Consider the following 25,694-nt stretch of genomic DNA (forward strand, 5'->3'; position numbering starts at 1 on the left):
ACCCAGCTTGGCCTGCCCGAAATCCTCATCGGCCTCTTCCCCGGCGGCGGCGGTTCGCAACGCCTTCCCCGCCTGATGGGTGTCCAGGCCGCTCTCATGTATATGCTGCAGGGCAAGCTGTTCCGCCCTGCCGAAGCCGCGATGCTCAAGGTGGTGGATCAGGTCGTGCCGCAGGGCACGGCAGTCGAGGCGGCACGCGAATGGGTGAAGGCCAACCCCACCGCCACCGCCCAGCCCTGGGACGTCAAGGGCTTCAAATTCCCCGGCGGTGTCGGTCAGTTCAACCCCGGCTTCGTGCAAACCATGGTCGGCGCGCTGCCCATGACCCTCAAGCAGACCCAGCGCAACATGAACGCGCCCGTCGCCCTGCTCTCGGCCGTCTATGAAGGCGCGCAACGCCCCTTCGACCGCGCGATCCGCATCGAAAGCAAATATTTCGCCAAGGTCGCGGCCGATCCGCAGGCAAGCAACATGATCCGCAGCCTGTTCGTCAACAAGCAGGCCGCCGAACGCGGAGCGCGTCGTCCCAAGGCTGAGCCCAAGGCCCCCACGATGAAGCTCGCCATGCTCGGCGCAGGCATGATGGGCGCTGGCATCGCCACCGTCGCCGCGCAGGCGGGGATGGAGGTCGTCCTGTTCGACCGTGACATCGCCTATGCGGAAAAGGGCAAGGCCCATGTCGAAACGGTGCTGAAGAAGCGCCTGGGCAAAGGCATGACGCCGGAGAAAATGGCGGCCACACTCGCTCGCGTCACGCCGACCGCCGACTATGCCGATCTCGCCGGTGCGGACTTCGTGATCGAAGCGGTGTTCGAGGATGTCGCGATCAAGGCGGAAGTCACACGCCAAGTCGAAGCCATCCTCGGCCCGGACGTCATCTTCGGCTCTAACACTTCCACCCTGCCGATCACCAAGCTGGCGACCGCCTGGTCCAAGCCCGCCAACTTCATCGGCGTCCATTTCTTCTCGCCGGTCGAAAAAATGCCGCTGGTGGAAATTATCCTGGGCAAGGAAACCGGCCCGGCCGCCATTGCCAAGGCGCTCGATTTCGTCGCCCAGATCAAGAAGACCCCGATCGTCGTCAATGACAGCCGTGGCTTCTACACCTCGCGCTGCTTCGGTACCTATGTGCAGGAAGGCGCGGAACTGGTCGCCGAAGGGATCAACCCGGCGCTCATCGAAAATGCGGGCAAGCAACTCGGCATGCCGGTCGGCCCGCTCGCAGTCAGCGACGAAGTCTCGATCGAGCTGGGCTATAAGGTGATGACGGCGGCCAAGAAGGAACTGGGCGACGCCTATGTCGTACAGCGTTCCGACGATGTCATGACGCAGATGGTCGAGCGCGACCGTCTCGGCCGCAAAAATGGCAAGGGCTGGTACGACTATCCCGAAGGCGGCACGAAATTGCTGTGGTCGGGCATTGCCGACCTCTTCCCCCGCGCCGACGATCAGCCCGATGTCGAAGCGGTGAAGGAACGCCTCCTCTATCGCCAACTGATCGAATGCGCCCGCTGCTATGAGGAAGGCGTGCTGGAAACGCCGGAAGATGGCGACATCGGCGCGATCTTCGGCTGGGGCTTTGCGCCTTATACCGGCGGCCCCTTCGCGCATATGGACACGGTCGGCATCGCCCATGTCGTTGCCGTGCTGGATCGGTTGCGGGCCGCCCATGGCGACCGCTTTGCCGCGACCGAACAGTTACGCGCCATGGCCGCCACCGGCGCGACCTTCTACCAGTCGGTGCCAGACCGCGCGGCGGCATGATCGGACTGTAAATCTTAACGACGCTAAGCTACGTCTCCCCGGCAGCAGTTGGGGAGACGTTTTTCTTATGCGCGAAAAGCCGACGATATTGGTCACGGGCGGCGCGGGCTATATCGGCAGCCATGCCGTGCTGGCGCTCAAAGACGCTGGCTATGGCGTGGTCGTGATCGACAATCTGGTCACCGGTTTCCGCTGGGCGGTCCCCGACGATGTGCCCTTCGTGCAGGGCGACATTGCCGACCAGCCGCTCGTTGAAGCGACGCTGCGCAACCATGGCATCACCGCGATCATGCATTTCGCCGGGTCTGTCGTGGTGCCGGAATCGGTCGAAAACCCGCTCAAATATTATCACAATAACAGCGCCAAGACCCGCGACCTGATCGACAGCGCGGTGCGCGTCGGCGTGCCCCATTTCATCTTTTCCTCCACCGCCGCCACCTATGGCACGCCGGACGTCGAAGCGGTGCGGGAAGATACGCCGCAACAGCCGATCAATCCCTATGGCATGTCCAAGCTGATGACCGAATATATGCTGCGCGATGTCGCAGCGGCGCATCCAATGAACTTCTGCGCACTGCGCTATTTCAACGTCGCTGGCGCCGATCCCCAAGGACGCACCGGCCAGTCCACGGCAGGCGCGACCCATTTGATCAAGGTCGCCGTCGAAGCCGCCTTGGGCAAGCGCGAGAGCGTCGCCATCTTCGGCACCGACTTCGCCACGCCCGACGGCACGGGGGTCCGCGACTATATCCATGTCAGCGACCTCGCCGCCGCCCATGTGCTGGCGCTCGAAGCGCTGATGGCGGAGCCGGATCACAATCATCTGCTCAATTGCGGCTATGGCCGGGGCTTTTCGGTGCTGGACGTGCTCGACGCCGTGGACCGCGCGACGAACAATCCCATCAAGCGCATCATGGCCCCGCGCCGGGCGGGCGATCCTGCCGCGCTGATTTCGGACAATCGCGCCATCCTGGCCGCCTTCCCCTGGCAGCCCCGCTATGCCGATCTCGACCTGATCGTCGCCCATGCCCTCGCCTGGGAGCGCGCCTTGGAGACTCGCGCATGAGCGAAGCCTCGGTCCGCGCTTTCTTCGCCACCCATGCACCCGACGTGACGATCATCGATCAGGGCGTCAGCACCGCCACCGTGCTGGAAGCCGCCGCCGCGCTCGACGTCGAACCAGCCCGCATCGCCAAGACCCTGTCGCTGCGCGTCGGCGACCAAGTCGTCCTCGTCTGCACCCGCGGCGACGCCCGCCTCAACAATGGCAAGGCCAAGGCTGCCCTTGGCGCAAAGCCCCGCATGTTGGGCGCGGACGAGGTCGAGGCGATCACCGGCCACCCGGTAGGCGGCGTCTGTCCGTTCGGCCTGACCGCGCCACTTGCGATATATTGCGACATATCTTTGCAGGCCTTCGACACCGTCTTTCCCGCCGCCGGTTCTCGCACCACCTCGGTCGAACTCACACCCGACCGGCTCGCCGCCTTGACCGGCGGACAGTGGATCGACATCTGCACCCTTCCGGAAACAGGGGATTAATTCCATGCCGACCGAGCATCATTTCACCGACAGCGCCCTGGCCGCCGCCGACCTTGCCGCCCGCATCGCCACGGTTTTGGAACAAGCCATCGCCACGCGCGGCGTCGCGACCATCGCCCTGTCGGGGGGCAGCTCCCCCCGCCCGGTACTCGAATCATTGTCCGCTTCGCTGTCCGATTGGAGCAAAGTGATCGTCACTTTGGTCGATGAACGCTGGGTCGATACCACCGATTCCGACAGCAATGAAAAGCTGGTCCGCGACACCTTGCTGCAAGGGCCAGCCGCCGCCGCGCGCTTCGTGCCGATGAAAAATGCCGCCGCCGACGCCTATCTCGGCCAACCAAAGGCGGAAGAGGACTTCGCCGCCCTCCCCTGGCCGCTCGACATCATCCTGCTCGGCATGGGCGACGACGGCCACACTGCCTCGCTCTTCCCGGAGGCCAAGGAACTGGACGATGGCCTCTCCAGCACAGCGCTGACCATCGCGGTCACGCCGCCCGCCGCCCCGCATCAGCGCCTCTCGCTGACCGCCCACGCCATCCTGTCGAGCCGCCACATCTTCCTTCAGATCAGCGGCGCCGCGAAAAAAGCCATCTATGATCGCGCCCTGGCGGGCGGCCCCGTCGAGGAGCTGCCGATCCGCGTCGCCCTGTGCCAGGATGCCGTCCCGGTAGAGGTCTGGATCAGCCAGTAAGCCCGGCCAGTTCAACCGCCCGCGCAAACACCGCCTCGAACATCTCCGCCGTCAGTCGGCCGGTATTCTGGTTGTAGCGCGAGCAATGGTAGCTATCAATCAGCATCCGCCCGTCAGGCATGCGATGTTCGGCGAGATGGGCGAAGCGCGCCTTGGGCAACCGGCCGCCCAGCACCTTGACCGCCGACTGGTGCGCGATCTGGCCCAGCGCCACGAACACCCGCGCACTGGGCAGCGCTGCAACGCCCTGCGCCAGAAACGGTCGGCACTTGTGCACTTCGTCGGGAACCGGCTTGTTCTGCGGCGGCAGGCACCGCACCGAATTAATGATGATCGCATCCTTCAGCACCAGTCCATCATCGACCCGCGCATCATAGACGCCCTCGCTCAGCCCGAACTTCGCCAGCGTCTCAAAGAATAATACGCCCGAATCATCGCCGGTAAAGGGTCGCCCCGTCCGGTTCGCCCCCTGCTTGCCCGGTGCCAGCCCGATGATGCCGATCCGCGCCAACGGATCGCCAAAGGCCGGCACCGGCGCATTCCACCAATCGGGATGCTCGGCACGGCATTCCTCGCGCAAGGCGACAAGGCGGGGACAGAGCGGACAGTCGCGCGGCGGTTCGGTCGGTTCAAGGGGGCTTTCCAGGATCATGGGCAGCAGATAGGCGCTGATCGATGGCCGACACAAGCACGCATACCTATGCCCTGGCCTTGGGGTCCAACCGGCCGCTCTCCGCACGTCGCACGCCTGCGCGCCTGCTCGACGAAGCAGCCGCGCTGATCGGACAGCAGATGCGCGTCATCGCGCTCGCCCCCACCATCGCAACGCCGCCCATGGGGCCATCCTCGCGCCTCTATGCCAACAGCGCGCTGCTGGTCGAAAGCCCCCTGCCCCCGCCCGCTTTGCTCGCCCTGCTCCAGTCGATCGAGCATAGGCTCGGCCGCCGCCGCCATCGCCGTTGGGGGGCGCGCAGCGTCGACATCGACATCATCCTCTGGTCCGGCGGCACATGGGCCAGCCGCTTGCTCACCATCCCCCATAGCGCTTTCCGCCAGCGCGCCTTCGTCCTGACCCCGCTGGTCGCGATCGCTCCGCGCTGGCGCGATCCCCTTTCGGGCCTCACCGTCCGCCATCTGCACGCCCGCCTGCAAAAGCACACGCGAAGAGGTTGACCATCGCGGTTCCCCCTATTAGGGCGACCTCCACCGCTAAACGGGTCCATAGCTCAGTCGGTAGAGCAACTGACTTTTAATCAGTAGGTCGCTGGTTCGAACCCAGCTGGACTCACCATTTTTCAAGAACTTAGCGAACCGGAATGCTTCGAAGAACATTCTAGGTATCAAGCTAGGTATCGAAGAATCGGAATGTCTCGATCAGTTCGCGCCAGCCTGGCTCGGATAGGCGCGATAGACCAAGCCTTTGAACCTGATGGCGTCGTCTGCGGTCAGCATCTCTTTCTCCAGCAATGCCTTTTGCAGATCTTCCATCCACATTTCGATGAAGCCGGGCGCTGTCTCGGCGCGCATTCTCGTGTCCAAATCAGTCGGGTTCCGCTCACCGTCTTCAATATATCCGTGAAGTTTTTCGAGCATGGCGCGGCATTGCCGGATCTTCCGCTCCGCCAACACTTCACGCGGGAATTGAACGATATTGTTGCTGTGTCCTGGCATGGCTGACAGCCCTCTCTCATCTGGGTTCGGTTGAAGCCGGAGGAAACTTGGCGCTTTCCTGCCGTTCAACATTTTGCTAACAGAAAGTTATGAGCACATCAAGACTTTATGATAACAAAAAGAAGATGGGTCGTCCCGCGACGGGCATTGGCACAATGATAGGCGTTCGTCTCCAACCCCGCGACCTATCCGCCCTTGACTCTTGGATAGCCGCCGGAGGGGAGAGCCTCACACGTCCAGAAGCAATACGGACGCTCATCCGAATTGGGATGACCGCCCGATCATGAAGTGGAAGCCGCGTTTTGGCGAGTTTCTCGCTGGCATGATTGCTAGCGCAGTCCTTTGGTGTGCATACGCAATTGTCGCGGCGACAATAGACGGTGCAAGACCGGCCGACTGGTTGGGTTTGGTGGGCGCGATGCTGGGCACGATGATGGCAATCGGCGGCGCGGTGGCGATAGATCGCCAAAAGGTGGCCAATGAACGTCGGTCTTCTATCCGCGAAGTATTGCGCGCAGCAGTTGAATGCGTTTCGCTATTTGACATAGCCAAGAGCAGATTCAAGCATTTGACATGGAAGTCGGACGAAGCAGCTATCATTGGGGCAGAAGCCGACCAATTGAGTGCGACACTTGACCGCCTTCTTAGTAGGCCTCAATTAACCGATGGCGCTATAAACGTTGGATCCGGAGCAATGCGCCTCATGCAGTCCATCAGGCGCGCGGCCAATATTTTCCAAGAAGCAAATGGTCTTGATTTTGGCGATCGCGCATTTGACGTACTGATCGAATCTGTAACGTTGGTGGAAATCGTGGCCGTGAGGGCTGAAACCGTAAGGGTTTATCATAGCCTTCCTAAACCGAAGCCCCAATGACGCCGTCGCCAAAGCACAACCTCACCTTGAAAACGAAAGTCGCTTTTTCATCAAGGCTGACGGTCGCCAGTAACCGTGTTTTCCAGTCCGGGGCTACCACAGCAGGGAAATTTTCGAGGTGCCAACATGAACGAGCGATTTGAATCTAGTCCTGCTGAAGCGGCGCAAAGCGCTATCTCTCTAAGCATCTCCGCCTTCAACGGGATATTTGCCTTAGCTGCTGCAATGGCACGCAATGGCCTGCTTTCAAAAAGTGATCTTGAATATCTGCATTCCAATATGCTGAACCCTCTCAATAATGATGGCTCAAGCACGGAAATGATGGCGTTGCAGACAAAGAGGATAGATGATCTCTGTGCCGCGTTGGCGACTGTGGCGCGCAACCAGGAGGAATAGGGCAGAAAGTAAGAACGTGCCGTCATCAGGTGGCACCTCCCCCACGAAGGCTGAATCACGGCCCCGATATCGCCCCCGTCACGAAGGATATGGCGCTTAATCCCATCGGGGCCTATCATCACAAGCGCCGCGCTACGGCCGACAAACGACCCGCCTTCAAAGAGATTTGCCTTCGTCCGCCGCGCCATCGCCAGCAGCGCAGCGTCTGCTTAGAATATTCGACCGAACCGGAGATGGTCTCGATCACCGACAGAAGGTCGCGAACGCGCAGGTGCTAGCGTGCCATCACGTTAGGTTCGTCGCGGAAAGACTGCACGCCCACCGGGCCGCCGGACGTGGGCCCGGTTGTCATGGTCGTTTTGATTTCCATGCGGAACCGGCTCGTACGCAAGCGCTCATCGGCAAGGGCTTTCAGACAGTGCAACCGGATTAACCCTAAAGTGGCGTAGGCCAGACAGCTCCGGCGCAGTTTGAGCATACCACGGTGGGCGGCACCGTATCGCCTCCATGTGCTCAAGATGATGTCCGGGCCGATCTCGGATTTCGTGAGGACCAGCGCGCAGAAAATGCTGGCAAAGCCGGTCTGAGAATGTTGCACGAGTGCTAAATGCTACTGGCTGCGTGCCGGATCGTTGCCAGGGTCGGAAATCATTTCCGAGTGAAAGTCATCTCATTCTGGGTGGGGAGATCGGAACGATCGGCGGGTTGCGATCGTTGATTCGCAGAGGACGCCGACACAATGGTCAGTACGGTCATTTACGAACCGTCCTTTCAGGTTCGTAAATGATTGTCGAGCCTCTGTCAATTTGGGCTGGAAAACGCTATTTACAGCCTGGGTTGAAACTCTTTTTCAATCCTTCGCCGATACGCTCGGCGAGCAGCAGTTGGAGGATAACATGGTAGCTTTACGCAACCCATTCGGCCTTTTTAGCCGTGGTGCGTCCTGCTCGGACCGTGCCACCGCTGCCGCGTTCAAAGTAGGCCAGAAGGCTTACAAAATGAGCGGCGGCGCTACGCCTGCCTTAAAGGAGGTTGCTCGCCTCTACAAGGAAAGTAAAAAGCCGGAGTAACGATTTGACGCACCAGGGGGCGGTGCCGTCAATTGGATACAAGCCGCTGAATAAGGCGGCGTGCCAATCGCAGTTTAAATGCGGCGCGACATCAATCGATAAGTATTTCGCACGTGAAGCTTGGAAGCAGCATACCGGCGGTGTTCATCGGGTGACTTATGGGCACCTTGAAGGAAGCACTGCTCCGGCGGCGTTCTTCTCGTTGGCGTGCGTGACGGAAGAAATCAGCAAATTGAAGGGGCCTTACCACCCCTTCGGCGGCGCTGATCGCTTCCCATGCCTGCAGCTTGTGTGGCTTGGAGTGCACAAGGCGCTACAAGGCCAGAAGATTGGTTCGCTCATGGTAGGCAAGGTCGTCGAAATATTCGCCAACGTCGGCGCGCAGATCGGATTGCCCCATCTCGTCCTTGTGCCGATTTCAGAAGATGTAAAACCATTCTATCTCTCGCTCGGCTTCCGCGAGTATGATGACGGCAAAAGGATGTTTCTCCCACTCCAGTCAGCCATCGAGGTCTTTCCCCAAAAGTAGACATCAGAATGCCTTTGCTGACATGTAATTTTTACGACCGCGCAGTGGCATCTACTTAACCCGATGCTACAAAACTTTATGCGCTTCCTGACCCACCTCTGGAACTACCAGTCCGATAGTCCCTGGATATGGTTGCCGTTGTGGTTGCTGGCATTCCTCCTCATCGGGGGATTTGTGGATTAGTCCCCTTAAAAGCTCAGGCAGTGCGGCGAGGCAATGCGTTTCGAATGCGGCCCCGTAACGGTCGGAACATGCGCATCTTCTGCCGGTTAGGTGATTCCACGGCTGATAGGAGAGCAAGATGAACACCGAACAAATCCCAGGCGAGAACGATCAGGCTGACATGGCTGGTACGTCCATGAGCGATCTGCCCGGCACCGATGCTGACGTTGATGTTGATGTCGATTCGGAGGAAGAGGACGAAAAGGCTGACGCCATGGAAGATGCGCAGGAAGATGCTGCACATGAGCGTGAGGATGAGGGCGGCTATCAGTAACGGCAGCGACCACGGGCTGCAGCCCTCTCCCTTCACACGGGTGGGTCTCATTCATCGTACGCAGTGGTTGGCTGCGTCGCCTCTGAGGGTTATAAACCTCATCGATATGCACTGGCATATGACTTGCTCCACCCCAAGGAGCATCCGCTATGCCCAGTTCGCTCTCATTCCCCCGTTCACGTCATGATGATTTCCGCCACGTCAATTGCCCCGATGGGGAGCCGCCTAAAGCAAACGGATGGCAAGCACGAAGCCTGGACGCTTCTTCCGGACTCCTTGCCGATGATCGGCCAGACAGTAGAGTAGAGAGGAAGATTCGGGAGGGTGAAATGTCAGGCATGTTCGCACGTTGGAGAGAGGCCCGCCGGATCGCGCGCACGCAACGGGGCTTTGACGATGCCTTCAACGAGGTTTTTGGCGAAGGTGACCGGGTCAACCCCGCACACTGAAGGATCGCGAGCTTCACGCCCGGCTGGCGCGCCCGGACCTTGGCCCGGTAGCGCGAGGCATGGCCAGTCAGGAACTTCGACGGCGAGAGGCCTGGGCAGCGCCCGCCGGGCGTGCCTACTGGATTTCAGCAGCAGCACTGGTAGTTGCGATCGCAGCATTTGGCGTATCGGTTTTGACCTGATGATGGTCAGACCGCTGCCACCGCCCCCGCGCTGTCCTTCGTCTTGAGGCTGCTATCTGCACTGTCCCAAAAGAGCGTGACCACGCCAGTGGGGGGCGTGGCGACAGAAGCGGCTGCGACGGCGCGCAGATTGATACGGCCGCTCGTCACCAGGGATAACGCCGCCGTCTGCTGCTGCAAAATGGTCCATCCATTTGCCCCATCGCAAACGAACGTGGCCAGATCGCCGATCTCGCGCAAAAGGATAAGCGTTGTGGATGCAACATTTTTCACCGCGACAGCGCCGGTGCTGGACCCCGCCGCCTTGCGCACGATCGCTATCTCGCCGGATCGCCCGCCGGTCCAGAGCGTGGCGTCGATCGTTGAACCGGATGGGGGTTGCACGTCGATGATGCGACCAGCCAGTGTCCCCGACAATGTCGCGCTCGCGGTGATCGCCGTGCTGTCAGTAACCCGGCGATCGAAGGATGACAGATAGCGCTCAGCGACCGTCCAACTGCCGACATTCTCGCAAACGAACCAGGCGATGTCATTGATGTCGCGCAGTCGCTCTATTGTCACTCCAGATGGGAGCTTCACGTTCACGAACTTATCGCTCGAACCCGTCCACTTAATGGCCGCCATACGATCGCCGGGCTTGCCATCGGGCAAGGTGATGTCGATATTTGCGGAGGATGGTTGCACGCGGATGATGCGCCCTAGCGGGACGCTCGTCAGGACCGTGCTAGCCGTCCGAACAGACCCGAACAGCGTCCTGACGGGAGAGGCATCAACTCCGCCCATCAGCACTGTTGCTTCGCCCGCAATGTCATATTCGTATCGGGTGAAAGCGCCAGACGTTGTGCCGGGGGAGACAACGTCCACGAGTTTCAACTTGATGTCGTTGTTGTTGCACGTCGCGCCTTCGTCCAGGCCGTTGTAGACGCCAGTGGCAGTGCCGCGAATGACGCAGTCCTGCGTCGGTCGGCCACCATTGGAGACAAGCCGAACAGCATAATGGTCGGATGCCGTTGCGCCTTCTACCCTACCGACAAAATCAACCCGGATGGCCTTGCATCCACCGAGCGATATCATTGCCGCGAGGTCAACCTTAGTCGTGTCGAGCCGATAGCCGAACATTCCGCCGATCACCGCCCCATTGATATTGGCATCCTCGCAACCGCGCAGATCGATGCACTTGGCTTCCATATTCTCGAATTGCGGAGCGCTGATCGATACCTTGCGCCCCTCGCCGATTTCGGACGCGGGCGTGGTGGCAGGGCCGTTGAAGCACTGGTTGAAATACTCACCGACGCTGCGGATATACTCAAATTCGCGCTTGAACGACCAGGCATTGCGGCAGCCGTAATATTCGTTTCCGATCAGCAGCGCGCTACGGTTGTCCAGCGATCCATCGACGTTCGCCGAGCCGTAAATAGCCAAGTCAGGCGCGCCCCAGAATCGGCACCTTGCAACGGTCACACGGTTTCCGGACGGGAACAGGCAACTATCGCCACCAGGCGACAGGCTATAGTGCGCGCCAAGATAAAACCGGCAGCCGATATAATTCTGCTCTGCAAAGCCCGTCGCGTAACACAGGTCATTTGCGGTAAGCGGCAGTCCCTCCTCATTAAAAGATGAAGGCGGCATATATCGCCCATCAAGCCATAGATCCTCGACCGTCAATTTCAGGGATCGCGAAGCGGTTGAGCCAACCGTTGATGAGTTGCGAGGATTCAACAGCCCTGTGTCACAATTCGGCCCGCCGATCAGCGCGCCGTTGCCCATTCCCTTGATGTGCAGATTGCGGCCCTCGCCCGTAACGGGTGCAGAACTGTTGCGGTAGATCGGCTCCGAAATGATGAGAGGATAGCCCAGCTTTGTTGCCTTGAGAACCGCAGCAACGAGGGCGGGACCATCATCGACCAGAACCGATGGCGAGCCGCCGATTTCGGCCGCGACCTGGGCGAGCATAGCAGCGCGCGTGCGGAACGCCGGGTTACTCGATTTGAAGCCGACGCCAATAACCGACTGCACGCCCTCCGGGGTGTAGGTGTCGGGATCATAGCCCAGCAGCTCGCGGCCGATGACCGGGATTGCACTTGCGCCTTGCTGAAAAACCTTAGCCAGCGATTTGCCGATCTTGCCGACTGGATAGTCGGTGCGGGCTTCATCAAATTCGATAATTTCAGCGCCAGATGCGCCAACCAGTGCATAGCGCGCGTCCATCGCCGCGACGGTAGGCTCATCGATCAACCCAGCGTCATACAGACGGCGCTCTGCACCATATCCCTGCGCGCCGCGCTGGATAACAATGACAGCGCCGGGCATGGCTACCAGTTCGGTGACTGGAAAATTGGGGAGCGAAATCGGGTCATCGACCGGAACGCCAGAGCCTTCATCGACCGTAACCGGGAAACTATGCCGAAAAGTCCCGCCTACTTCGGTAATGTCGCCCCGGAGCGCTCGTGACCGCCCCGCCCCATAAATGACTGCCGCGTTAGCGCTGGACACCAAGAACGAAACAGAGAAATGATCATCAGCCAGGACACCCGCAACACTCAGGAACGGCTCGCTTGCGCGGGAAAGGCGAAACGAAAGCACGAACGAACGCCCTAGCAAGTCCTGATTTTCGCCTGCCGCATTCTGCAAAATCAAAGGCAGCGCAAAGGCTTCGCCGGAACGCACCAATAGCGCTCCGGCGGGCGTGAATCCCGCTTGGTCTGTCATGTTTTATCCCTCAACTCGTCAAGCTGCGCGCGAATGGATGGTGCGATTGCCATGGTAGGTTCCTATTGATGAAGCCGGTGCCCCCGGCAGCACCACGCCGCCGGGGTATAGGTGCGGTCTGGCGTCCGCTGCCTAATGAGGTGGAGTGCCTTGGTGGCCACTGACCGGACCATGGCGGGCATCTCTTTCTGAGACAGTCGTGGCGGACGTGCCATCGGCCAGCAGCGGCTCTACCCCATAGTATCCCGTCAAGATCAGCGATCGAATGTCCTTGCGCCGCTCGGCAATCCATTCGGGAAGGTAGGCGCTCTGCGCGGTCAGTATTTCCCGCACCTCTTCCCGGTCGTGGCCCTTGGCGTGAAGGTCCGTGGCGGTTGCCCCCATGGCCTGCTGAATAGTCTCCATCAGCTTGGCCATCCACGCGCTTTCAAGTCGGTCGATCTCGGCGGCGGTCATAGGGATGCCCCTGTGTCAGCCTGTTCTCGCTCCAGTTCCGCAATGCGCGTCCGAAGCCGCTTGTTATCGGCCTTAAGCGGGTTAACGGCATTGTCGATATATCGGCAAACCAGTTTCATGATGTCCGCGCCGATCGCGCTTGCCTGCTCCATGGGCGTGTCCTTATTCTGAGAGGGGGGGGGGTCACAGGCGCAAATCCTTGCCGTCGCGGCCCCGCTTGACGCACAAGGTCCACGCCTTTGAAGCGTCGCCGGGGCGCTCTTTGGTCGCCTCATTGCAGTGCCAGAGCGAACCGCCGTAGGTGGTCGTATTGCCCGGATCATAGGTTTCGCCATCGGCAAAAACGCCGCGATAGATCATCAGCAGGGAAGCCTTTTGGGCTGCCTGCTCCAATCGGACGATCCTCGCGGCCATTTGCTGAACAACGCTTTGCACATCGGTCGTATGGCCAATGGCCAACGCGATTAGGTCTAAAAAGGCCCAGTGGTCCTTTTGCCGGTAGGTGCAGGGAAGGTCGCCCTTTGTGTCATTGTGAACGTCCTGAAAGGCGCTCATCCATTTACCAACATCGGCGCGCATTTTTTGCGCTTCTCGCATCTCAGCATCGTCGTCGCCGTGTGCTAATGCGATCATCGCTCGATATTCTTTTATGCCGATATCATCGCCAGGCTTGGCCTTCCGGCACGACTTGGGAGCTGTGCGCTTTGTGGTCATACTGGTCAAAGCTGGACGACCTTATGGCGACGGATATTCCCAATTTTCACAACGCGCACCGGCTCCGGAATACCAAGTCGCGCGCGACGCTGCCTAGCTTCCTTCGCGTTGCGCGAATGCACCGTCAGCAAAGCGGCCACCTTGCACTCTTGCTCAGTCAGTCGGACTGTCCTTCCGCCGCGCACTGATTTGAGGCCAGTGATCTTCGCGTCGGGCTGCGCGGGGATCGCGCACGCAGAAAGCTCCAGCCATTCCCACGAGAGGAACCGCGCGCCGCCTTCCGCCATCATCTCATATTCGATCGGGCGAAAACCGATTGAGACGTATTTGCGAAGGCCCGCCTTCAGCAGCGACCATGCCTTATCAACTAGATCCTTTGCAGCGCCAGGTTCGGAAATCTTCTTTATACGTGCGCGGAAACGAATGCCCGTCGCGGTGACCTCTGCAAGCTCGACCTCGCCAACGGCTAACGTGTGGTCGTGGTCCAGCAGGAAAGGGATCGGGAGCTCATAGGCCGCGCCTTGGCTCTCCACGATGTCTCCGGCACGATCGATACGGGGGGTCGAGGCAATGCCCTCGATTATACGCTGGTCCTCATCCACCGATCGGATCTGAAAATTACTGAAAACGCGGTTCATTGGCTGGCCTCATGTTTCCTGCATAATCGGCTATGGCGCGCGCGGGAGAAAGGCACTGACGGTGACTAACGGTGACTCACGGGCACTTCAGAGCGGATTATTTTCGATACTCAGCGCTGCCGATTGGCAAAGATCGACAAGCCCATATTCGACCCGGCGACCGGATCGACGGAAGGGAATGGGGCGGTCCAGCGCGCGACGGTTGCGCAAGGTCGAAACCGCACGGCGTAACAGTCGCGCCGCGTCCGCCTCGCTCACATAGCCGTCCCATGATATAGCAATGCCCATGGCAACGCAGGCCGTGCGCATGGTGACGATCGCCTCAGAAATGCTTGGCGAGTTTGTCGGAGCCTGCGGCCAAGGCCGATTGCAGTGGGGACAACAGGTCATTCGACTGGCCACCCATCGCTACCAATGACAGCCTTTGGTGCCTTCCATCCATTGTCTGCGCGGGTCTTTGCATCGTGGCACGCGACGCAAACCGGCTGTAGGTTCGTGATGTCATAGAGCGGCGCGCCCGGCGGCAAATCCGCGATCTGGGTGATATGATCAGCGATCGTTGCAGCGGTCACGCGCGGCGGGTTCTTCTGAGCGCATACCCTGCATAGAGGCTCCTGCGCCAATAGCTGCGCGCGCAGTCTGACGTGCTGCGCCCCATAGCCGCGCTGATGGCGGCTCTCCTTGCCGGCGTGCTGCCACGCCTTGCGGTTAGACATGGCCAGCATCCTTGCCGCTCTCAGGCGACACGGCACCGAAATGCCTTTCAGCCCATGGCAGGGCGTCCGGGGTGGCAGGGTCGGGTGCTCGCTCACTCCACCATTGCAACAGCGCGTCGCGATTGCGGCCCCAATCGGCCCTCATATCGGCCATGGCCAGCGCCTGCGCGCTTGCATCCATCTGGCTGAACGTCGCGGTTGTGAGATACCCAACGCCAGCTAGTAGGCAGGCGTCCGGGCCTTCCAGCAATTGCTGGCGGCGATATTCGTCCAGGCGCAGGCTGCGCTTTGCCTTCGTCCGCTTTACCGGCATGGCGGCTCTCCGAACGTCTCCACCGCCCACGGCTTCCGCGCAGGATCAGGCTGCCGCCCCTCCATGAACTGCGCGCCCAAGCGAAGCCATGCAGCCCGCGCCATCGCTTCATCCGGCCGCCCATGCTCATCGAGCAGGACGCCGATGCCGGATAGGTCGCCAAAAAAGTCATATCCTGAATCAAAGGCATCAGCCCACGCCGCCGCCTCTATGGCAGGGTCTATGCGCCGCTTATGGGCGCGTCGCTTGACTGGCATGTCAATCTCTCCTGTTTGAATGAAGGGCGGGCGGACGCTTGCTTTCAGATGGTGCGCCCGCGTCTAGATCGAGTTCCCGAACCAGCCGGGCGTAGGCAATCCGCGCGTCCCGCTCGATCGCGACGGCGGGGTGCGTCTTCAGGTCGCCATTTGCCCCTGTGAAGGTCAATGCGCCATGATCGGCCAGCGCTTGCCGCGCCTGTTGCATCCGGTCCCACGCCTCCGCAGCGGATTGCAACAGGCGGACGTGGTGCGGCTCTAGATCGTAATCGGCGATCACCTGTTGCCACCACTGCGCCGCTTCAACGGATAGGTGCGGCGGCGGTTGAGGCTGGTTATATTCCTTGGCTGGCGGCGGCGCGATGGCTGGCACGGACTCCAGCGCCCCTGTCTTACGTCCGGGCTTCGTCATATCGTTCTCCTTCGTTTTGAGGCTGTGTCGCGCGCACGGGACCAACCGGGGCAACGCGCATGTGAAATTAGGGAGGCGGCGGTACCCTAGGGCTCTGCCCTCCAGAGCTTCGATCACCCCCCCCACCGGTGCGCAGTGTGCAAACAATCAAACACCCGCGCCCCGCGCACCTTTGGGTATAAGTCGCGGAATTGCTGGCGTTGGGCCGGTTCGAAGCGGTGCGCAGAATGAAAAGTGCGCACTCGGATTTCATAGATCCGGAAAAGATTTCCGCGTGCAGACATCACCGGTTGGCGCGCATGGGGTTGCCTGGGCTTTGTGCCTGCCCCCCCCTATCCATTGTCGTTCCAGCCGATCACGTCGCCCTTGTCGTCAAGGTCGTGATCGATAGGGCTATCAGGGGGTGACTCTGCCTTTAGTCTATCCCCTGTCACATGTGTCACAATGTCACAAACAGGGGGCGAGCTAGGGGGGATGGGGACAATGTGACCGTTGTGACAGGTATATAGGCCGCGTGCCGTTTTCTCGATCTCGCCCGCCTTTGCCATGCGCGTGAGGGCTTGCCTAACAGCCGCATTATTCTTGCCCAAAAGGTCCGAAACCTCCCGTGTTGTAAGGGGTTCGGGGTGCGCTTGGAGTATATCTAGGATGACTTGACGCTCGTTCGTCTTGCCGACCTCATGGGCCGCGCCAAGGATGATCCATGTCCCAATGTCACGTTTGAACTCTAGGGCTGTCTCAACTTCCTCAACGTCTCTGCCGCGAACATACAGAACGGTCTTAGCTGTCCCAATGTCACGTTTGAGGACCATCACCGTATCGGCCGCGCCAGTCAGTCCGCGCGTGCCGCTTACCGCGTCAAAGGGATCTTCCGCCTCCATTTTCCGGGTGTGATGAACGACGACGACGGCCAGCCTATGCCGGGTCGCAAAACCATGCAGGCCGGTCATGGTCCGATAGTCGGCGTCGTAAAGCTGGTCTTTGCCATTGGCGATCGGGCGGACCTTGGCTAGCACGTCCACGATGACAAGGCGCGGCTTTTCAGCATTGTGCGCCCATGCCTCCAATTCATCTAGGCAGCCTTCATCAAGCGTCGGCCATTCCGTCATGAAGGTGAGGCGTTGCGGCGCGATCGTGCGGCCCATAACCTTGAGACGCGATTGCAGCCGCCTGGGGTTATCTTCTAGGGCCAGATACAGGGCGTCTCCCTGTTCGCATTTGATAGATCCGAACGCCAAGCCCCCAGCCGAGACCGCAATGCCTAAGTCGAGCGCAGTCCATGATTTGCCAATTTTGGGCGCGCCAGCGAACAGGGTGAGGCCTTCCGCGACATAGCCGGGAATGACATAACGGATGGGATCAAACTTCATCCCCATTAGGGCGCTTGCGGTGATCCCGTGCGCAGCAGCGAGGCCCTTGGCAGAGCCTTCGCCAATATATGGCATCTGGCGACGTTCGAATCCCCCCGCAGCCGGATCATTTTCAAGATCTTCCCAGCTTTTCATTCCGGCAAGGTCTCCAGCATCTCGGACGTTTCAGCGACGATCAGGAGGCGGCGGCATTGTTCTGCCACCATTTCCAAAGCGCTGATTGTGGCCGGTGACAGCATCCATTCGGTCGCGGTATCGACCAATATCCAGCATAATTGCCGGGCGTATGGGGCTTCTTTCAGCTTCGGAATTTTGGCCGTCGCTATGTTGCGGGCAACTCGGATGCGGTCGCGCTGCTTATGCTCGTCATCGCTTATGTTCGGGAGGAAGACGCGGATCGGGTCCAGGGTCTTATCGAATTTGTGCGTCACAGCGTTCACGCCGCACCTCCCGACGGATCGAAGGCAGGGCCAAGGATTTCGTCCAGGGTGAGGCGACCTGGCCGCCGTGTCGGGCGACGCGCGCCTTCCAAAGCCGCCCGCCGCAGTTTTTCGCGGCGCTGTTGCGCAGCGCGCCAGTGGCGCACGTCGAGAATGATTGCCGTCCGATCAGACATGGCCCGTCGCTCCGAAAGCGATCGGCGCGATCAACGCGGCGCGATGGATGGAAAGCCCGTGACGCGCAGCCAGATATTGGATTTGCGAAAAGCGTGTGGTATGTGCGCCTTTGTCCCCGCCAAAGAGACAATCGACGCCTTCACCCTCGCGGGTGGGGGCGTTTTTGTTCATGGCGTTTACGCGGCATCCCGCGCAGCCATGCGGCCTTCAATCCAGCGGTTGATTTCCTCGATGGGGAAAGCGATGGCGCGCGCGCCGATCTTTACCGGTGCGGGAAATGTGCCAGCTTTGATGTCGTCATAAATGCGCGACCGGCTGCGGCCAGTGCGGCGGACAACTTCGGGAAGTCGAATAAGCGTTTGCATTTGCCATCTCCGTTAGGTTGGATGGCATGGGGCTTATCGGGACGCCCCTACCCTAATCACCCGGTCTAGGGTCGAATATGGCGCTCCGCGTAATAGTCAGCTTCGACGGCCTTTGCCGTCACTCCGTCCTCCTGTGCGACCAGAGATATCGCGGCCTTGGTCTGCTTCCCATTGGCGATATACTCCTTGATCGCGTCAAAACGCTGGCTCCTCGTTCGTCCTTTCCGACTTGCCTGCCCCCCCGCAGCCACTTTCTGGCCCGACAGGGCTAGTTGTTCGACGGAACGGCCAAGTTCAAAATCGTTAAATTTCATCTCCATTTCAGTCATTAGGCGTCCAAGTTCGCAAGCGTGAATTATGGCTACTTCAATGGACCCACTTTTCGCAGCAGATGTAAGCAAATCGAGATTTGCCAAACAACGCTTAAAATACCAGCCACGATCTTCGTGGGGGCGAAAAAGGACAGGCGCACCGCCTTTCGATTTCTCAGCAGATGCCAGTTGCTCTGCAAGCCAGGCACGGTCAGGAAAATAGGATGCCCAATCGCTGGCGTGTGCAGCCTTGTCTTGAAATTCTTTGCTCAGCTTCCCTGGCAGGCCGTTTTCAAACACAGGGGTGCTTTCAACGTCCAAAGTCACGATGCCGTGGTTTCTTCGCTCACCCATGCAATGCCACCACATTACTGCGGCGATTGCCCCTCACAATCCGCGCTAGCTCTGCAGCCCATGCAGTCAGAGCGTGTTGCTTTTCCTTGGCAAAGTCGTGCCGCTGGTAAACGCCCACGATGCCCGCCCGCGTCCCTGCAATGTGGTTTAGGACAGCCTCCGTCACCTCTAGCCCGTCTTATTCACCGGCGGCATGGGATGGGGTTGGCGGACGTGGCGTAAGTTACTGATCTGGAGTAGAGAAAGAGTGCTTAAATCATCCCTCTACGCCGGACAGAAAGTGCCACGACCGCCATGGCAGATGATAGCCTCCTCGGTTTCTCATTCCCAGCGATTTGCCGCAAGAAAATGACCGCCGCCTTCGACGGCGGTCGGCTGACATCCGATGGTGGCGTATTGCTGCTGGCGCAGGCCGAGCGACAGCTTGGCATTGCGGAACGGCTTGCCGCCTGCATTTGCGACCCTCGCGACCAGAGCCGCGTCGTCCACGATCTCGACGACATCCTGCGCGCTCGCATGCTGGCGATCGCCTGCGGCTATGAGGATGCCGATGATCTCGACAGTTTGCGTCACGATCCTGGGTTCAAGCTGGCGCTCGGCAAACTGCCCGGCGGCGTGATCGGCCTGGCAAGCCAGCCAACGATGAGCCGCTGGGAGAATGCGCCGACGACGCGCGAACTGGTGCGTCTGACAGGCGCGCTCGTTGATCTCTACTGCGCGAGCTATCCCGTGCCGCCGGTCGCGGTGACGCTTGATATCGATGAGACGGTTGATGTCGTCCATGGCGGCCAGCAGCTCTCCTTCTGGAACGGCCATTATGGCGAGCGCTGCTTCCTGCCGATCCATGTTTATGACACCGCGACTGGACGTCCGGTGGCGATGCTGCTGCGCACCGGCAAGAGCCCATCGGGGGTCGAGACGGCAGGCCATGTGCGTCGGCTGATCCGGCGCATCCGCCGCCACTGGCCCAATACCCGCATCACGCTACGCGGTGATGGCCATTACGGCCGCCCCGAGATCATGGCGTGGTGCGAGGCGAACGGCATCGACTATGTGTTCGGCCTGCCCGGCAACAAGGCGCTCCATGCCGATCCCGTCATCGTCAATCGCGGCGATGCCTGTGCCACCGACCGGGCGCTGCAGGGATTGGGCGTGCTGCGCCGTTATGCCGAGACTTGCTACGCCGCCAAATCCTGGGGGCCGACCAAACGCAGGGTCGTCGCGCGGATCGAAGCCAGCACTATGGGCCTCGATATCCGCTTCGTCGTCACCTCGATCGAGCTTGGTAGCGCCGAGCACATCTACGACACGCTCTATTGTGCTCGTGGCCAGGCCGAAAACCTCATCAAACTCCACAAGACCCAGTTGAAGAGCGATCGCACCTCGTGCCGATCGGCCAATGCCAACCAGATGCGCCTCATCCTCCACACCGCCGCATATTGGCTGATGTGGAAGCTGCGGCAGGCCGTGCCCGCCACCGCAGCGCTGAGGAACGCCGAGTTCGCCACCATCCGCATCCGCCTCATCAAGGTCGCCGCCCGCGTCGTCGAAACCGCCAGTCGCATCCGCATCGCCTTCGCCAGCGCTTGCCCCGACGCCGACATCTTCCAGCATATCGCCCGCGCCCTCAAACCCGCGCCGACCTGAACGGCGCGGCGCGGCCGCAGATCGATCCACCCTGTCCAGAAACCCCGCAAACCTCTCGGCCAAACGCGATGAAATAGTCGCCACAGGGCAACTCGCGCTGGCCGCCTCAGCCTGCCACCCCGTCCCGGATTAAGCCATCACGCAGCAGCCCGGTGAATAAGAGAGGCTAGATTACAATTCAAGCGCGGGCGGAGCAATGGCGCGAATGTCGCTTTCTGGCCGACTTTCTGCTTGAACTTCTTCCACATCCGCCGGTCTGGCTCGCGCCAATCCGGAGGATGGTGATCTCGTCTGTGCTGGCTAGATCATTGATACGTCCCGCGATCTCGAGAGGGTGCGGGGAAATTTCATTGGCAGATCGGCACTTCCCGATTGAACCGCTCCCACAACACCACCGTCCCGCTTCGCACCATCGCACAGTTGATCTCAACCCCGGCCTCATTGTCACAGATCGCGGTGACCCGATTGTAGCTGGTGCCGATGTCACGGCATTGAAGTGTCTGCCCCGATGCCAGTTCTTTCAGCTTCGTCGTCGCCGATGCCGCTGAAGCATCTGGGCACGGATGTCCGGGAGAGCAGGTTTCGTCGCTCTCGCGAGCCGCAATCGCATGAAGGCGGACACGAGTGCCATCGGTGCAGCGGAGGGTGTCGCCGTCGGTGATGCTGCCAACGGGGCAGACGAAACCGCCGCCCGCTGGGTTGCTGGAGATCGGGGCGGCAGGCCAGAAAAACACGGCCAACCCGACCGCGATAACCAGCGCGGCTGACAGCATCATGACGATGGGATCGGCCCTCTGAGTGCGGCGCTTTGATCTTGCCTGTGACCGGGTGGCGCGATGATGCGCATTTGCCCAGTTTCTGTGACCATCGCGCTTTGACAACTTGTTCGATCCCTATCTACCTGCCCGGCGTGGATATAAAACAGGGGCGGAAGATTGTCTCCCGCCCCCGACATGCCCACAAATCAGATCGTCGAGATCAGAACCGAAAGCCGCCCGTCACAGCGATCTGATGGCGCTTCGCCTTGATCCCGGTGTCGAAGTCTTCATACTCGTAGCTGCCATAGTCGCTGTAGCGGTATTCGAGGCGCGCGAAGTGGCCGCCGTTGGTGAATTCAGCACCACCGCCGACGCGGTAGCCGTCCAGATTGTCGCCTTCGCTGGCCGAGTCACCGTCATAGGAAACGCTCAGTTTTGCACGAGCGTTGGTATAACCGCCCTTCGCATAAAGCATGACGGTCGGGTTCACCGGGAAGCCGAGACGCGCACCGACATAGAGATCGCGGCCAGTGGAGAGCGACCAGCGATCGCCTTCAACCAGAAGGTCCGTCACCGTTTCCTTGGTCGACGAGTCCGAGACCTCGCCTTCGATTCCAATCACGGCGGTGCCGAAATCGACATCATAGCCCGCAGTCAGGCCATAGAGAAATCCGTCCTTGGAACCGTCGAGGCCGTCATACTCAAGGCGCACCTTGTCGTAACCAACCATTGCTCCGACCTTGGCCCCGCCAAAATTGGAGACTTCCTGTGCGGAGACAGGTGCCGTCAGCGCCACTAGGGAAGCGGCAGCGATAAGAATCTTCTTCACAAACAAACCCCTGATAAATTTCAACAAGTTGCGACCTCGGGGCAGTTCACTAATCGCTAGGGATTAACGTTAAGTATAAATTCTGCGCTTGGGTCAGCCCAGATTGGACCGCGTGGGGTCGTTCAACCACGCAATGGAATTTCAGCCGCTATCAGGTATCTTGCCCAATTCACATCTGGCGAACCGTATGAGTGGGGCATTGATATGATCGATTACCGACAGACCATCGTCGACGCAGCGGTGAAGGAACTTCGCCATCAACTCGGTGACGATGAAGTTTCTCAGGATGGGACCTACGTTCAGGTAGAATCCGGCTTCAAGATGGCGCGGGTTGCGGAGCATATTCTCAGAGCCGCGCTCGACAGCAACAATGAGAAATTGGTTCAGGAAGTCGCACGAGCTATCGCGCCGAACTCCGACGATTGGGAGAAGCATCGTCTACAGGCCATCGATGCCATAACGGCGATGTGGGGTGAGACAATCAGCATGCTTGATCCGCTGCCCTAGCCTGACCAGTTAGGTGATCTCTGGACTATGTCGGACACATCCTGTCAGGCCTTGGTCGTTATCGTCGTAAGCCCATTACACGAGCTTGGAAGCGCATAAGCCTGCGAGGCCAGCCAATTGTCCAGCAGTTCATAGCCAAGGCTGAAAGCAAAGCGCAGCCCGGCATGACCGTCCCGATGCCAACGCACGGTAGCCATACGCCGCGCGAGTCCGGCTATATGCACTGTCACATCTGCGCCGGGCATCAGTGCACCGGCGGCGTCCTCCAATTGCACCCCGAACAGGGAGATGTCTCGCAAAGTGGCTAGGACTGTGCGCCCATCGGTCTCGACGCTCGCCCTGCCGGTTACCGCCAAACGCACCGATTCCGGACCGCTGCGCCCGCGCGCCTGTTCCTCGACCAGTTGTTCCAATGTGAATTGTTGCACGAAGGCGAGCGTGATCCGCTCATGCTCCACGCTTTCCACCTGTGCATTAATTTCCACGCCGTTTCGCAGGCCCAAAGTCACGTTGCTGCCCGCTGATATCGGCAAACTGGTGCGGACGATTGCATGGTCGGGCGCTAAAGCGCGGACCAGACACAAGCTCTGGCGATGGACCATTACCAGTTTGCCGATATGCAGCAGGGAAATGGTGTGCTGCGCACTCATTCGATTAGCTTCAATATGTCGCGCTGGCTGGCGTTTGCCTGTGCCAGCATGGCAGTCGCCGCCTGCGTCAATATCTGGCTCTTCGCCAATGATGTCGTTTCGGCCGAAAAATCGGCGTCCTCGATCCGTGAACGGGCGTCGGTCAGATTGATGATGGTGGTATTGGCCTGCGTGATGGTCGATTCGAGCCGCAGTTGCGAAACACCCAGTGTCACCCGGACGCCGGTGACCTGTGCCAGCGCGGCATCGATAACTTGCAATGCGCGCTGGGCGGTAACGCCAATGGATGCGTAGGACTTATAGTCAGAATCGGTATATTCGATATGACCGGGGACATCGTGCCACACCTGCACTCCGGTCGGCATCGTGTAGGCATGAAACCGTGGCGATCCGATATCCTGCGTCAAGGTCAGGTCGATATTGGCGATGCCAACGAACCGCTCGAATCCGGCAACATTCATGTCAGTGCCCAGCAGGGTGAAATTATCGCTGTTGCTGCGCAGTGTGGGAATTTCGATCCGGGTTACGTCGGCCGCATTTGCCCCTGTCTGAATGTCGAGTGCGGTCTTCCCGGCGCTATGTCTTTCATCATAGAGAACGAAATCCTCAACATATATGTCCTTGAAATCAGTATCGTTGTTGTGATCTCGCGCCACGGTTCCCGCCGAAGTGTCGGAAAACAGTGCGATGCCATTATATTCCGCCTTACCAAGCAGGGCGTCTATATGCGCGACCGCCTGTTCCATCTCAGTCTGCAATGCGGCCAAATTATCCGGGGAATTGACCTCGCTCGACGCCTGCACAGCCAGTTCGCGCATCCGTTGCAGCGTGCTGTGAACCTCGTCCATCATGCCATCAGCGGTCTGGAGCAGCGATATACCGTCGGCAGCGTTGCGCTTGCCTGCCTCCAGCCCTATGATTTGCGACGACATCGTGCTGCTGATTGCCAGTCCCGCAGCATCGTCCTTTGCCGAATTGATGCGCTTGCCGGTCGATAGCCGCTCAGCAGCCTGTGATTGCGCCTTGCTGGCAGATTCCATCGCCCGCTGGGCGCGAAGTGCCGAGCTGTTGGTGCCGATCACGCTCATGCTGTTCTCCGATTGGCCCGGCAAGTCGCCGGAACGCAGACCCAGAACGAGTGCCCCCGGACGGTGCGGGTCGCATGCACCGTCCGGGAACCGAAAGCGCAGATGCTGCCCCCGTGGGTGTGATCATGTCGCCGTACGCCTTTGCCGCCTATCCGGGCTTTTCCCGGAAAGGGCATGAAAGATCGGGGTTTTTCCCGGCTTGGCATGGCAACGCATCTGTCTATGACAGGCGCGGATGTCCTTGCCCGTTGCTCGTTACACCCTTGATCAGCTCAAGCGGGTCTTTGCGCTCTGGATCGCCTACGGCATCGCTTTCGTTCTTGCGCATCACATTGCGCGAGCATGGGGCGGCGCACATTTTTTCAGCCTCTGGTATCCTGCCGCCGGAGTGCGCGTCGCCCTACTGTGGCACTGTGGCGCGCGCTGGGCACCTGCCATCGCGCTGTATGAGTGCCTGATCCAACTTGGAACGGGCGTCGTCCCAATGGACAGTCCGGACATATGGAACGATCTGGGGGGCGTCGCGAGAGCGCCACTTGTCTATGGTGCGACAATCGGCCTCGTCCAGTGGATGCAGAAGCATGGAAAATCCGATCTGTCGGTCGCGCCCATGCCCTTCGGCCTTGCTAGCGTGCTGGCACCAACCGCCGCTGCTTTTGTCGCTGGATTCTGGGAATGGCTCAGCCCTAGCATCGCGCCAGACCTATCGACCCAGCCCTTTGCTACGACTATCGCTGCTTTCTTGGTCGGCGACCTGTTGGGGGTCTTGTTGATCGCGCCACCCTTGTTGTGGCTAGCGGCGCGCATTGACCGCGTAGGCGGTGTCAACCCACTCACATGGCCATCCCCGGCGCGAATGGCAGAAGCCGGGCTCGTCTTTTGCATCGGTTGGTCGCTCGCCTTCGCTCTAGCGAGCGTTGACCCGCAAATATCCCTCACCCCGGTCCTCGTCACCGCAACTTGGGTGGGCCTGCGCTGCGGGCGGCATGGCGCATGGGCTGCGATCATGATCTGCGCGGCGATCGTCTTGCCATGGACCGCGTCAATGACCTCCGTAACGACACGTTTTGCTCTGCATATGGGGCTGGCAGGGGTTGCCATATCTGCCTATCTCGCAGGCAGCTTTGCCGACGCACAGGCACGCGCGCGTCGAGACATCGCCCGGCGCGACCGCATATTGTTTCAGGCAGAACGATTGAAGACCTTGCGTGCCATGTCGGTGGCGGTGATCCATGAAATAAGTCAGCCGCTTTCTACCCTCTGTCAACGGCGGAGCAAAAGTCGGCCATTCGGCGGCGTAAAACCAGGCCATCGTGTTA

The 25,694-nt window shown here is 60.0% G+C and carries 33 protein-coding genes, 1 tRNA gene and 1 pseudogene; 14 read left to right on the forward strand and 21 right to left on the reverse strand.

The window, feature by feature from the left end; genetic code table 11:
• From IL54_RS11710 to pgl, 4 genes are all read left to right on the forward strand, one after another.
• The coding region (locus tag IL54_RS11710) for a 3-hydroxyacyl-CoA dehydrogenase NAD-binding domain-containing protein (protein ID WP_037478475.1) at window positions 1-1,764 on the forward strand (1,764 nt) is incomplete at its 5' end.
• A 67-nt stretch (window positions 1,765-1,831) separates the two neighbouring features.
• Entirely contained in the window at window positions 1,832-2,830 is a 999-nt protein-coding gene (gene galE / locus IL54_RS11715) for a UDP-glucose 4-epimerase GalE (RefSeq protein WP_037475849.1), read from the forward strand.
• The gene (locus tag IL54_RS11720) at window positions 2,827-3,303 is read left to right on the forward strand and encodes a YbaK/EbsC family protein (protein ID WP_037475852.1); all 477 of its coding nucleotides are present in this window, start codon (window positions 2,827-2,829) and stop codon (window positions 3,301-3,303) included. The genes galE and IL54_RS11720 overlap by 4 nt, the downstream gene beginning before the upstream one ends.
• A 4-nt stretch (window positions 3,304-3,307) precedes the next feature.
• Entirely contained in the window at window positions 3,308-3,997 is a 690-nt protein-coding gene (gene pgl / locus IL54_RS11725; protein ID WP_037475855.1) for a 6-phosphogluconolactonase, read from the forward strand.
• On the opposite strand, the gene IL54_RS11730 is transcribed toward pgl, so the two are convergent.
• Entirely contained in the window at window positions 3,987-4,649 is a 663-nt protein-coding gene (locus IL54_RS11730; protein ID WP_037478477.1) for a uracil-DNA glycosylase, read from the reverse strand. The genes pgl and IL54_RS11730 overlap by 11 nt on opposite strands.
• A gap of 23 nt (window positions 4,650-4,672) precedes the next feature.
• Between IL54_RS11730 and folK the strand changes: the two genes are divergently transcribed.
• Entirely contained in the window at window positions 4,673-5,170 is a 498-nt protein-coding gene (gene folK / locus IL54_RS11735) for a 2-amino-4-hydroxy-6-hydroxymethyldihydropteridine diphosphokinase (RefSeq protein WP_037475857.1), read from the forward strand.
• Window positions 5,171-5,212: 42 nt separating this feature from the next.
• A tRNA-Lys gene (locus IL54_RS11740) sits at window positions 5,213-5,288 on the forward strand.
• Window positions 5,289-5,371: 83 nt separating this feature from the next.
• Here IL54_RS11740 and IL54_RS24160 read toward each other — a convergent pair.
• Complete coding sequence (locus IL54_RS24160) at window positions 5,372-5,668, reverse strand: hypothetical protein (RefSeq protein ID WP_156106197.1); 297 nt, start codon at window positions 5,666-5,668, stop codon at window positions 5,372-5,374.
• A gap of 283 nt (window positions 5,669-5,951) precedes the next feature.
• On the opposite strand from IL54_RS24160, the gene IL54_RS11745 reads away from it, so the two are divergent.
• The 5 genes from IL54_RS11745 (at window position 5,952) to IL54_RS11765 (ending at window position 9,033) form a co-directional block, all read left to right on the forward strand.
• A complete protein-coding gene (locus tag IL54_RS11745; protein WP_037475859.1) occupies window positions 5,952-6,542 on the forward strand; it encodes a hypothetical protein in 591 nt (196 codons plus the stop codon).
• 126 nt (window positions 6,543-6,668) lie between these two features.
• On the forward strand, window positions 6,669-6,938 hold the full coding sequence (locus IL54_RS24165) for a hypothetical protein (RefSeq protein WP_156106198.1): 270 nt from the start codon (window positions 6,669-6,671) through the stop codon (window positions 6,936-6,938).
• An 806-nt stretch (window positions 6,939-7,744) separates the two neighbouring features.
• Window positions 7,745-8,008, forward strand: a complete 264-nt coding sequence (locus IL54_RS11755; protein WP_037475864.1) for a hypothetical protein — start codon at window positions 7,745-7,747, stop codon at window positions 8,006-8,008.
• A gap of 4 nt (window positions 8,009-8,012) precedes the next feature.
• Window positions 8,013-8,537: a GNAT family N-acetyltransferase gene (locus IL54_RS11760; RefSeq protein WP_156106199.1), complete on the forward strand. Its 525-nt coding sequence runs from the start codon at window positions 8,013-8,015 to the stop codon at window positions 8,535-8,537.
• Between the two features lie 301 nt (window positions 8,538-8,838).
• Complete coding sequence (locus IL54_RS11765) at window positions 8,839-9,033, forward strand: hypothetical protein (protein WP_037475870.1); 195 nt, start codon at window positions 8,839-8,841, stop codon at window positions 9,031-9,033.
• A 637-nt stretch (window positions 9,034-9,670) separates the two neighbouring features.
• Here the strand turns inward: IL54_RS11765 and IL54_RS11770 are convergent.
• From IL54_RS11770 to IL54_RS24175, 15 genes are all read right to left on the reverse strand, one after another.
• The gene (locus IL54_RS11770; RefSeq protein ID WP_037475873.1) at window positions 9,671-12,373 is read right to left on the reverse strand and encodes a hypothetical protein; all 2,703 of its coding nucleotides are present in this window, start codon (window positions 12,371-12,373) and stop codon (window positions 9,671-9,673) included.
• A gap of 132 nt (window positions 12,374-12,505) precedes the next feature.
• Complete coding sequence (locus tag IL54_RS11775) at window positions 12,506-12,829, reverse strand: hypothetical protein (RefSeq protein ID WP_037475876.1); 324 nt, start codon at window positions 12,827-12,829, stop codon at window positions 12,506-12,508.
• On the reverse strand, window positions 12,826-12,981 hold the full coding sequence (locus IL54_RS24170) for a hypothetical protein (RefSeq protein ID WP_156106200.1): 156 nt from the start codon (window positions 12,979-12,981) through the stop codon (window positions 12,826-12,828). Before IL54_RS24170 ends, IL54_RS11775 begins: the two co-directional genes overlap by 4 nt.
• Before the next feature lie 31 nt (window positions 12,982-13,012).
• Window positions 13,013-13,552 (reverse strand): hypothetical protein, encoded by a 540-nt coding sequence (locus tag IL54_RS24965; protein ID WP_193378842.1) that lies wholly within the window; start codon window positions 13,550-13,552, stop codon window positions 13,013-13,015.
• Window positions 13,549-14,181 carry an HK97 family phage prohead protease gene (locus IL54_RS11785; RefSeq protein ID WP_052027665.1) on the reverse strand — a complete coding sequence of 211 codons (633 nt, stop codon included), beginning with the start codon at window positions 14,179-14,181 and terminating at the stop codon, window positions 13,549-13,551. Before IL54_RS11785 ends, IL54_RS24965 begins: the two co-directional genes overlap by 4 nt.
• 87 nt (window positions 14,182-14,268) lie before the next feature.
• Window positions 14,269-14,490 (reverse strand): hypothetical protein, encoded by a 222-nt coding sequence (locus IL54_RS11790; protein ID WP_052027666.1) that lies wholly within the window; start codon window positions 14,488-14,490, stop codon window positions 14,269-14,271.
• A 77-nt stretch (window positions 14,491-14,567) separates the two neighbouring features.
• The gene (locus IL54_RS11795) at window positions 14,568-14,897 is read right to left on the reverse strand and encodes an HNH endonuclease signature motif containing protein (protein WP_076605575.1); all 330 of its coding nucleotides are present in this window, start codon (window positions 14,895-14,897) and stop codon (window positions 14,568-14,570) included.
• The gene (locus IL54_RS11800) at window positions 14,890-15,210 is read right to left on the reverse strand and encodes a hypothetical protein (protein ID WP_037475882.1); all 321 of its coding nucleotides are present in this window, start codon (window positions 15,208-15,210) and stop codon (window positions 14,890-14,892) included. Before IL54_RS11800 ends, IL54_RS11795 begins: the two co-directional genes overlap by 8 nt.
• A complete protein-coding gene (locus IL54_RS11805; RefSeq protein WP_052027667.1) occupies window positions 15,201-15,467 on the reverse strand; it encodes a hypothetical protein in 267 nt (88 codons plus the stop codon). The genes IL54_RS11800 and IL54_RS11805 overlap by 10 nt, the downstream gene beginning before the upstream one ends.
• A gap of 1 nt (window position 15,468) precedes the next feature.
• Window positions 15,469-15,879 carry a P27 family phage terminase small subunit gene (locus tag IL54_RS11810; RefSeq protein ID WP_202807665.1) on the reverse strand — a complete coding sequence of 137 codons (411 nt, stop codon included), beginning with the start codon at window positions 15,877-15,879 and terminating at the stop codon, window positions 15,469-15,471.
• A gap of 332 nt (window positions 15,880-16,211) precedes the next feature.
• On the reverse strand, window positions 16,212-17,384 hold the full coding sequence (locus IL54_RS11815; protein WP_052027668.1) for an AAA family ATPase: 1,173 nt from the start codon (window positions 17,382-17,384) through the stop codon (window positions 16,212-16,214).
• A complete protein-coding gene (locus IL54_RS11820; protein ID WP_037475884.1) occupies window positions 17,381-17,689 on the reverse strand; it encodes a hypothetical protein in 309 nt (102 codons plus the stop codon). The genes IL54_RS11815 and IL54_RS11820 overlap by 4 nt, the downstream gene beginning before the upstream one ends.
• On the reverse strand, window positions 17,686-17,865 hold the full coding sequence (locus tag IL54_RS11825; protein ID WP_037475887.1) for a hypothetical protein: 180 nt from the start codon (window positions 17,863-17,865) through the stop codon (window positions 17,686-17,688). Before IL54_RS11825 ends, IL54_RS11820 begins: the two co-directional genes overlap by 4 nt.
• Window positions 17,866-18,042: 177 nt before the next feature.
• Window positions 18,043-18,231, reverse strand: a complete 189-nt coding sequence (locus tag IL54_RS11835) for a helix-turn-helix transcriptional regulator (protein ID WP_037475892.1) — start codon at window positions 18,229-18,231, stop codon at window positions 18,043-18,045.
• Between the two features lie 65 nt (window positions 18,232-18,296).
• Window positions 18,297-18,896, reverse strand: coding sequence for a hypothetical protein (locus tag IL54_RS24175; RefSeq protein WP_156106201.1), 600 nt, complete (start codon window positions 18,894-18,896; stop codon window positions 18,297-18,299).
• Between the two features lie 294 nt (window positions 18,897-19,190).
• On the opposite strand from IL54_RS24175, the gene IL54_RS11845 reads away from it, so the two are divergent.
• Window positions 19,191-20,543 (forward strand): IS1380 family transposase, encoded by a 1,353-nt coding sequence (locus IL54_RS11845; protein WP_037472266.1) that lies wholly within the window; start codon window positions 19,191-19,193, stop codon window positions 20,541-20,543.
• Between the two features lie 347 nt (window positions 20,544-20,890).
• Here the strand turns inward: IL54_RS11845 and IL54_RS11850 are convergent, their stop codons facing one another.
• Both IL54_RS11850 and IL54_RS11855 read right to left on the reverse strand, forming a co-directional pair.
• Window positions 20,891-21,319, reverse strand: coding sequence for a thermonuclease family protein (locus IL54_RS11850; RefSeq protein WP_193378843.1), 429 nt, complete (start codon window positions 21,317-21,319; stop codon window positions 20,891-20,893).
• Window positions 21,320-21,521: 202 nt separating this feature from the next.
• Window positions 21,522-22,130, reverse strand: coding sequence for an outer membrane protein (locus tag IL54_RS11855; protein WP_037475896.1), 609 nt, complete (start codon window positions 22,128-22,130; stop codon window positions 21,522-21,524).
• Window positions 22,131-22,334: 204 nt separating this feature from the next.
• On the opposite strand from IL54_RS11855, the gene IL54_RS11860 reads away from it, so the two are divergent.
• Window positions 22,335-22,637 carry a hypothetical protein gene (locus IL54_RS11860; protein WP_237748865.1) on the forward strand — a complete coding sequence of 101 codons (303 nt, stop codon included), beginning with the start codon at window positions 22,335-22,337 and terminating at the stop codon, window positions 22,635-22,637.
• A gap of 44 nt (window positions 22,638-22,681) precedes the next feature.
• On the opposite strand, the gene IL54_RS11865 is transcribed toward IL54_RS11860, so the two are convergent.
• Both IL54_RS11865 and IL54_RS11870 read right to left on the reverse strand, forming a co-directional pair.
• The gene (locus IL54_RS11865) at window positions 22,682-23,287 is read right to left on the reverse strand and encodes a PilZ domain-containing protein (protein ID WP_037475898.1); all 606 of its coding nucleotides are present in this window, start codon (window positions 23,285-23,287) and stop codon (window positions 22,682-22,684) included.
• Window positions 23,284-24,375, reverse strand: coding sequence for a flagellin N-terminal helical domain-containing protein (locus IL54_RS11870; protein WP_037475899.1), 1,092 nt, complete (start codon window positions 24,373-24,375; stop codon window positions 23,284-23,286). The genes IL54_RS11865 and IL54_RS11870 overlap by 4 nt, the downstream gene beginning before the upstream one ends.
• A gap of 235 nt (window positions 24,376-24,610) precedes the next feature.
• Between IL54_RS11870 and IL54_RS24970 the strand changes: the two are divergent.
• Window positions 24,611-25,694: pseudogene (locus IL54_RS24970) on the forward strand (sensor histidine kinase); the annotation flags it as partial.

The organism is Sphingobium sp. ba1 (genome assembly GCF_000743655.1).
In the GTDB taxonomy this organism is placed as follows: Bacteria; Pseudomonadota; Alphaproteobacteria; order Sphingomonadales; family Sphingomonadaceae; genus Sphingobium.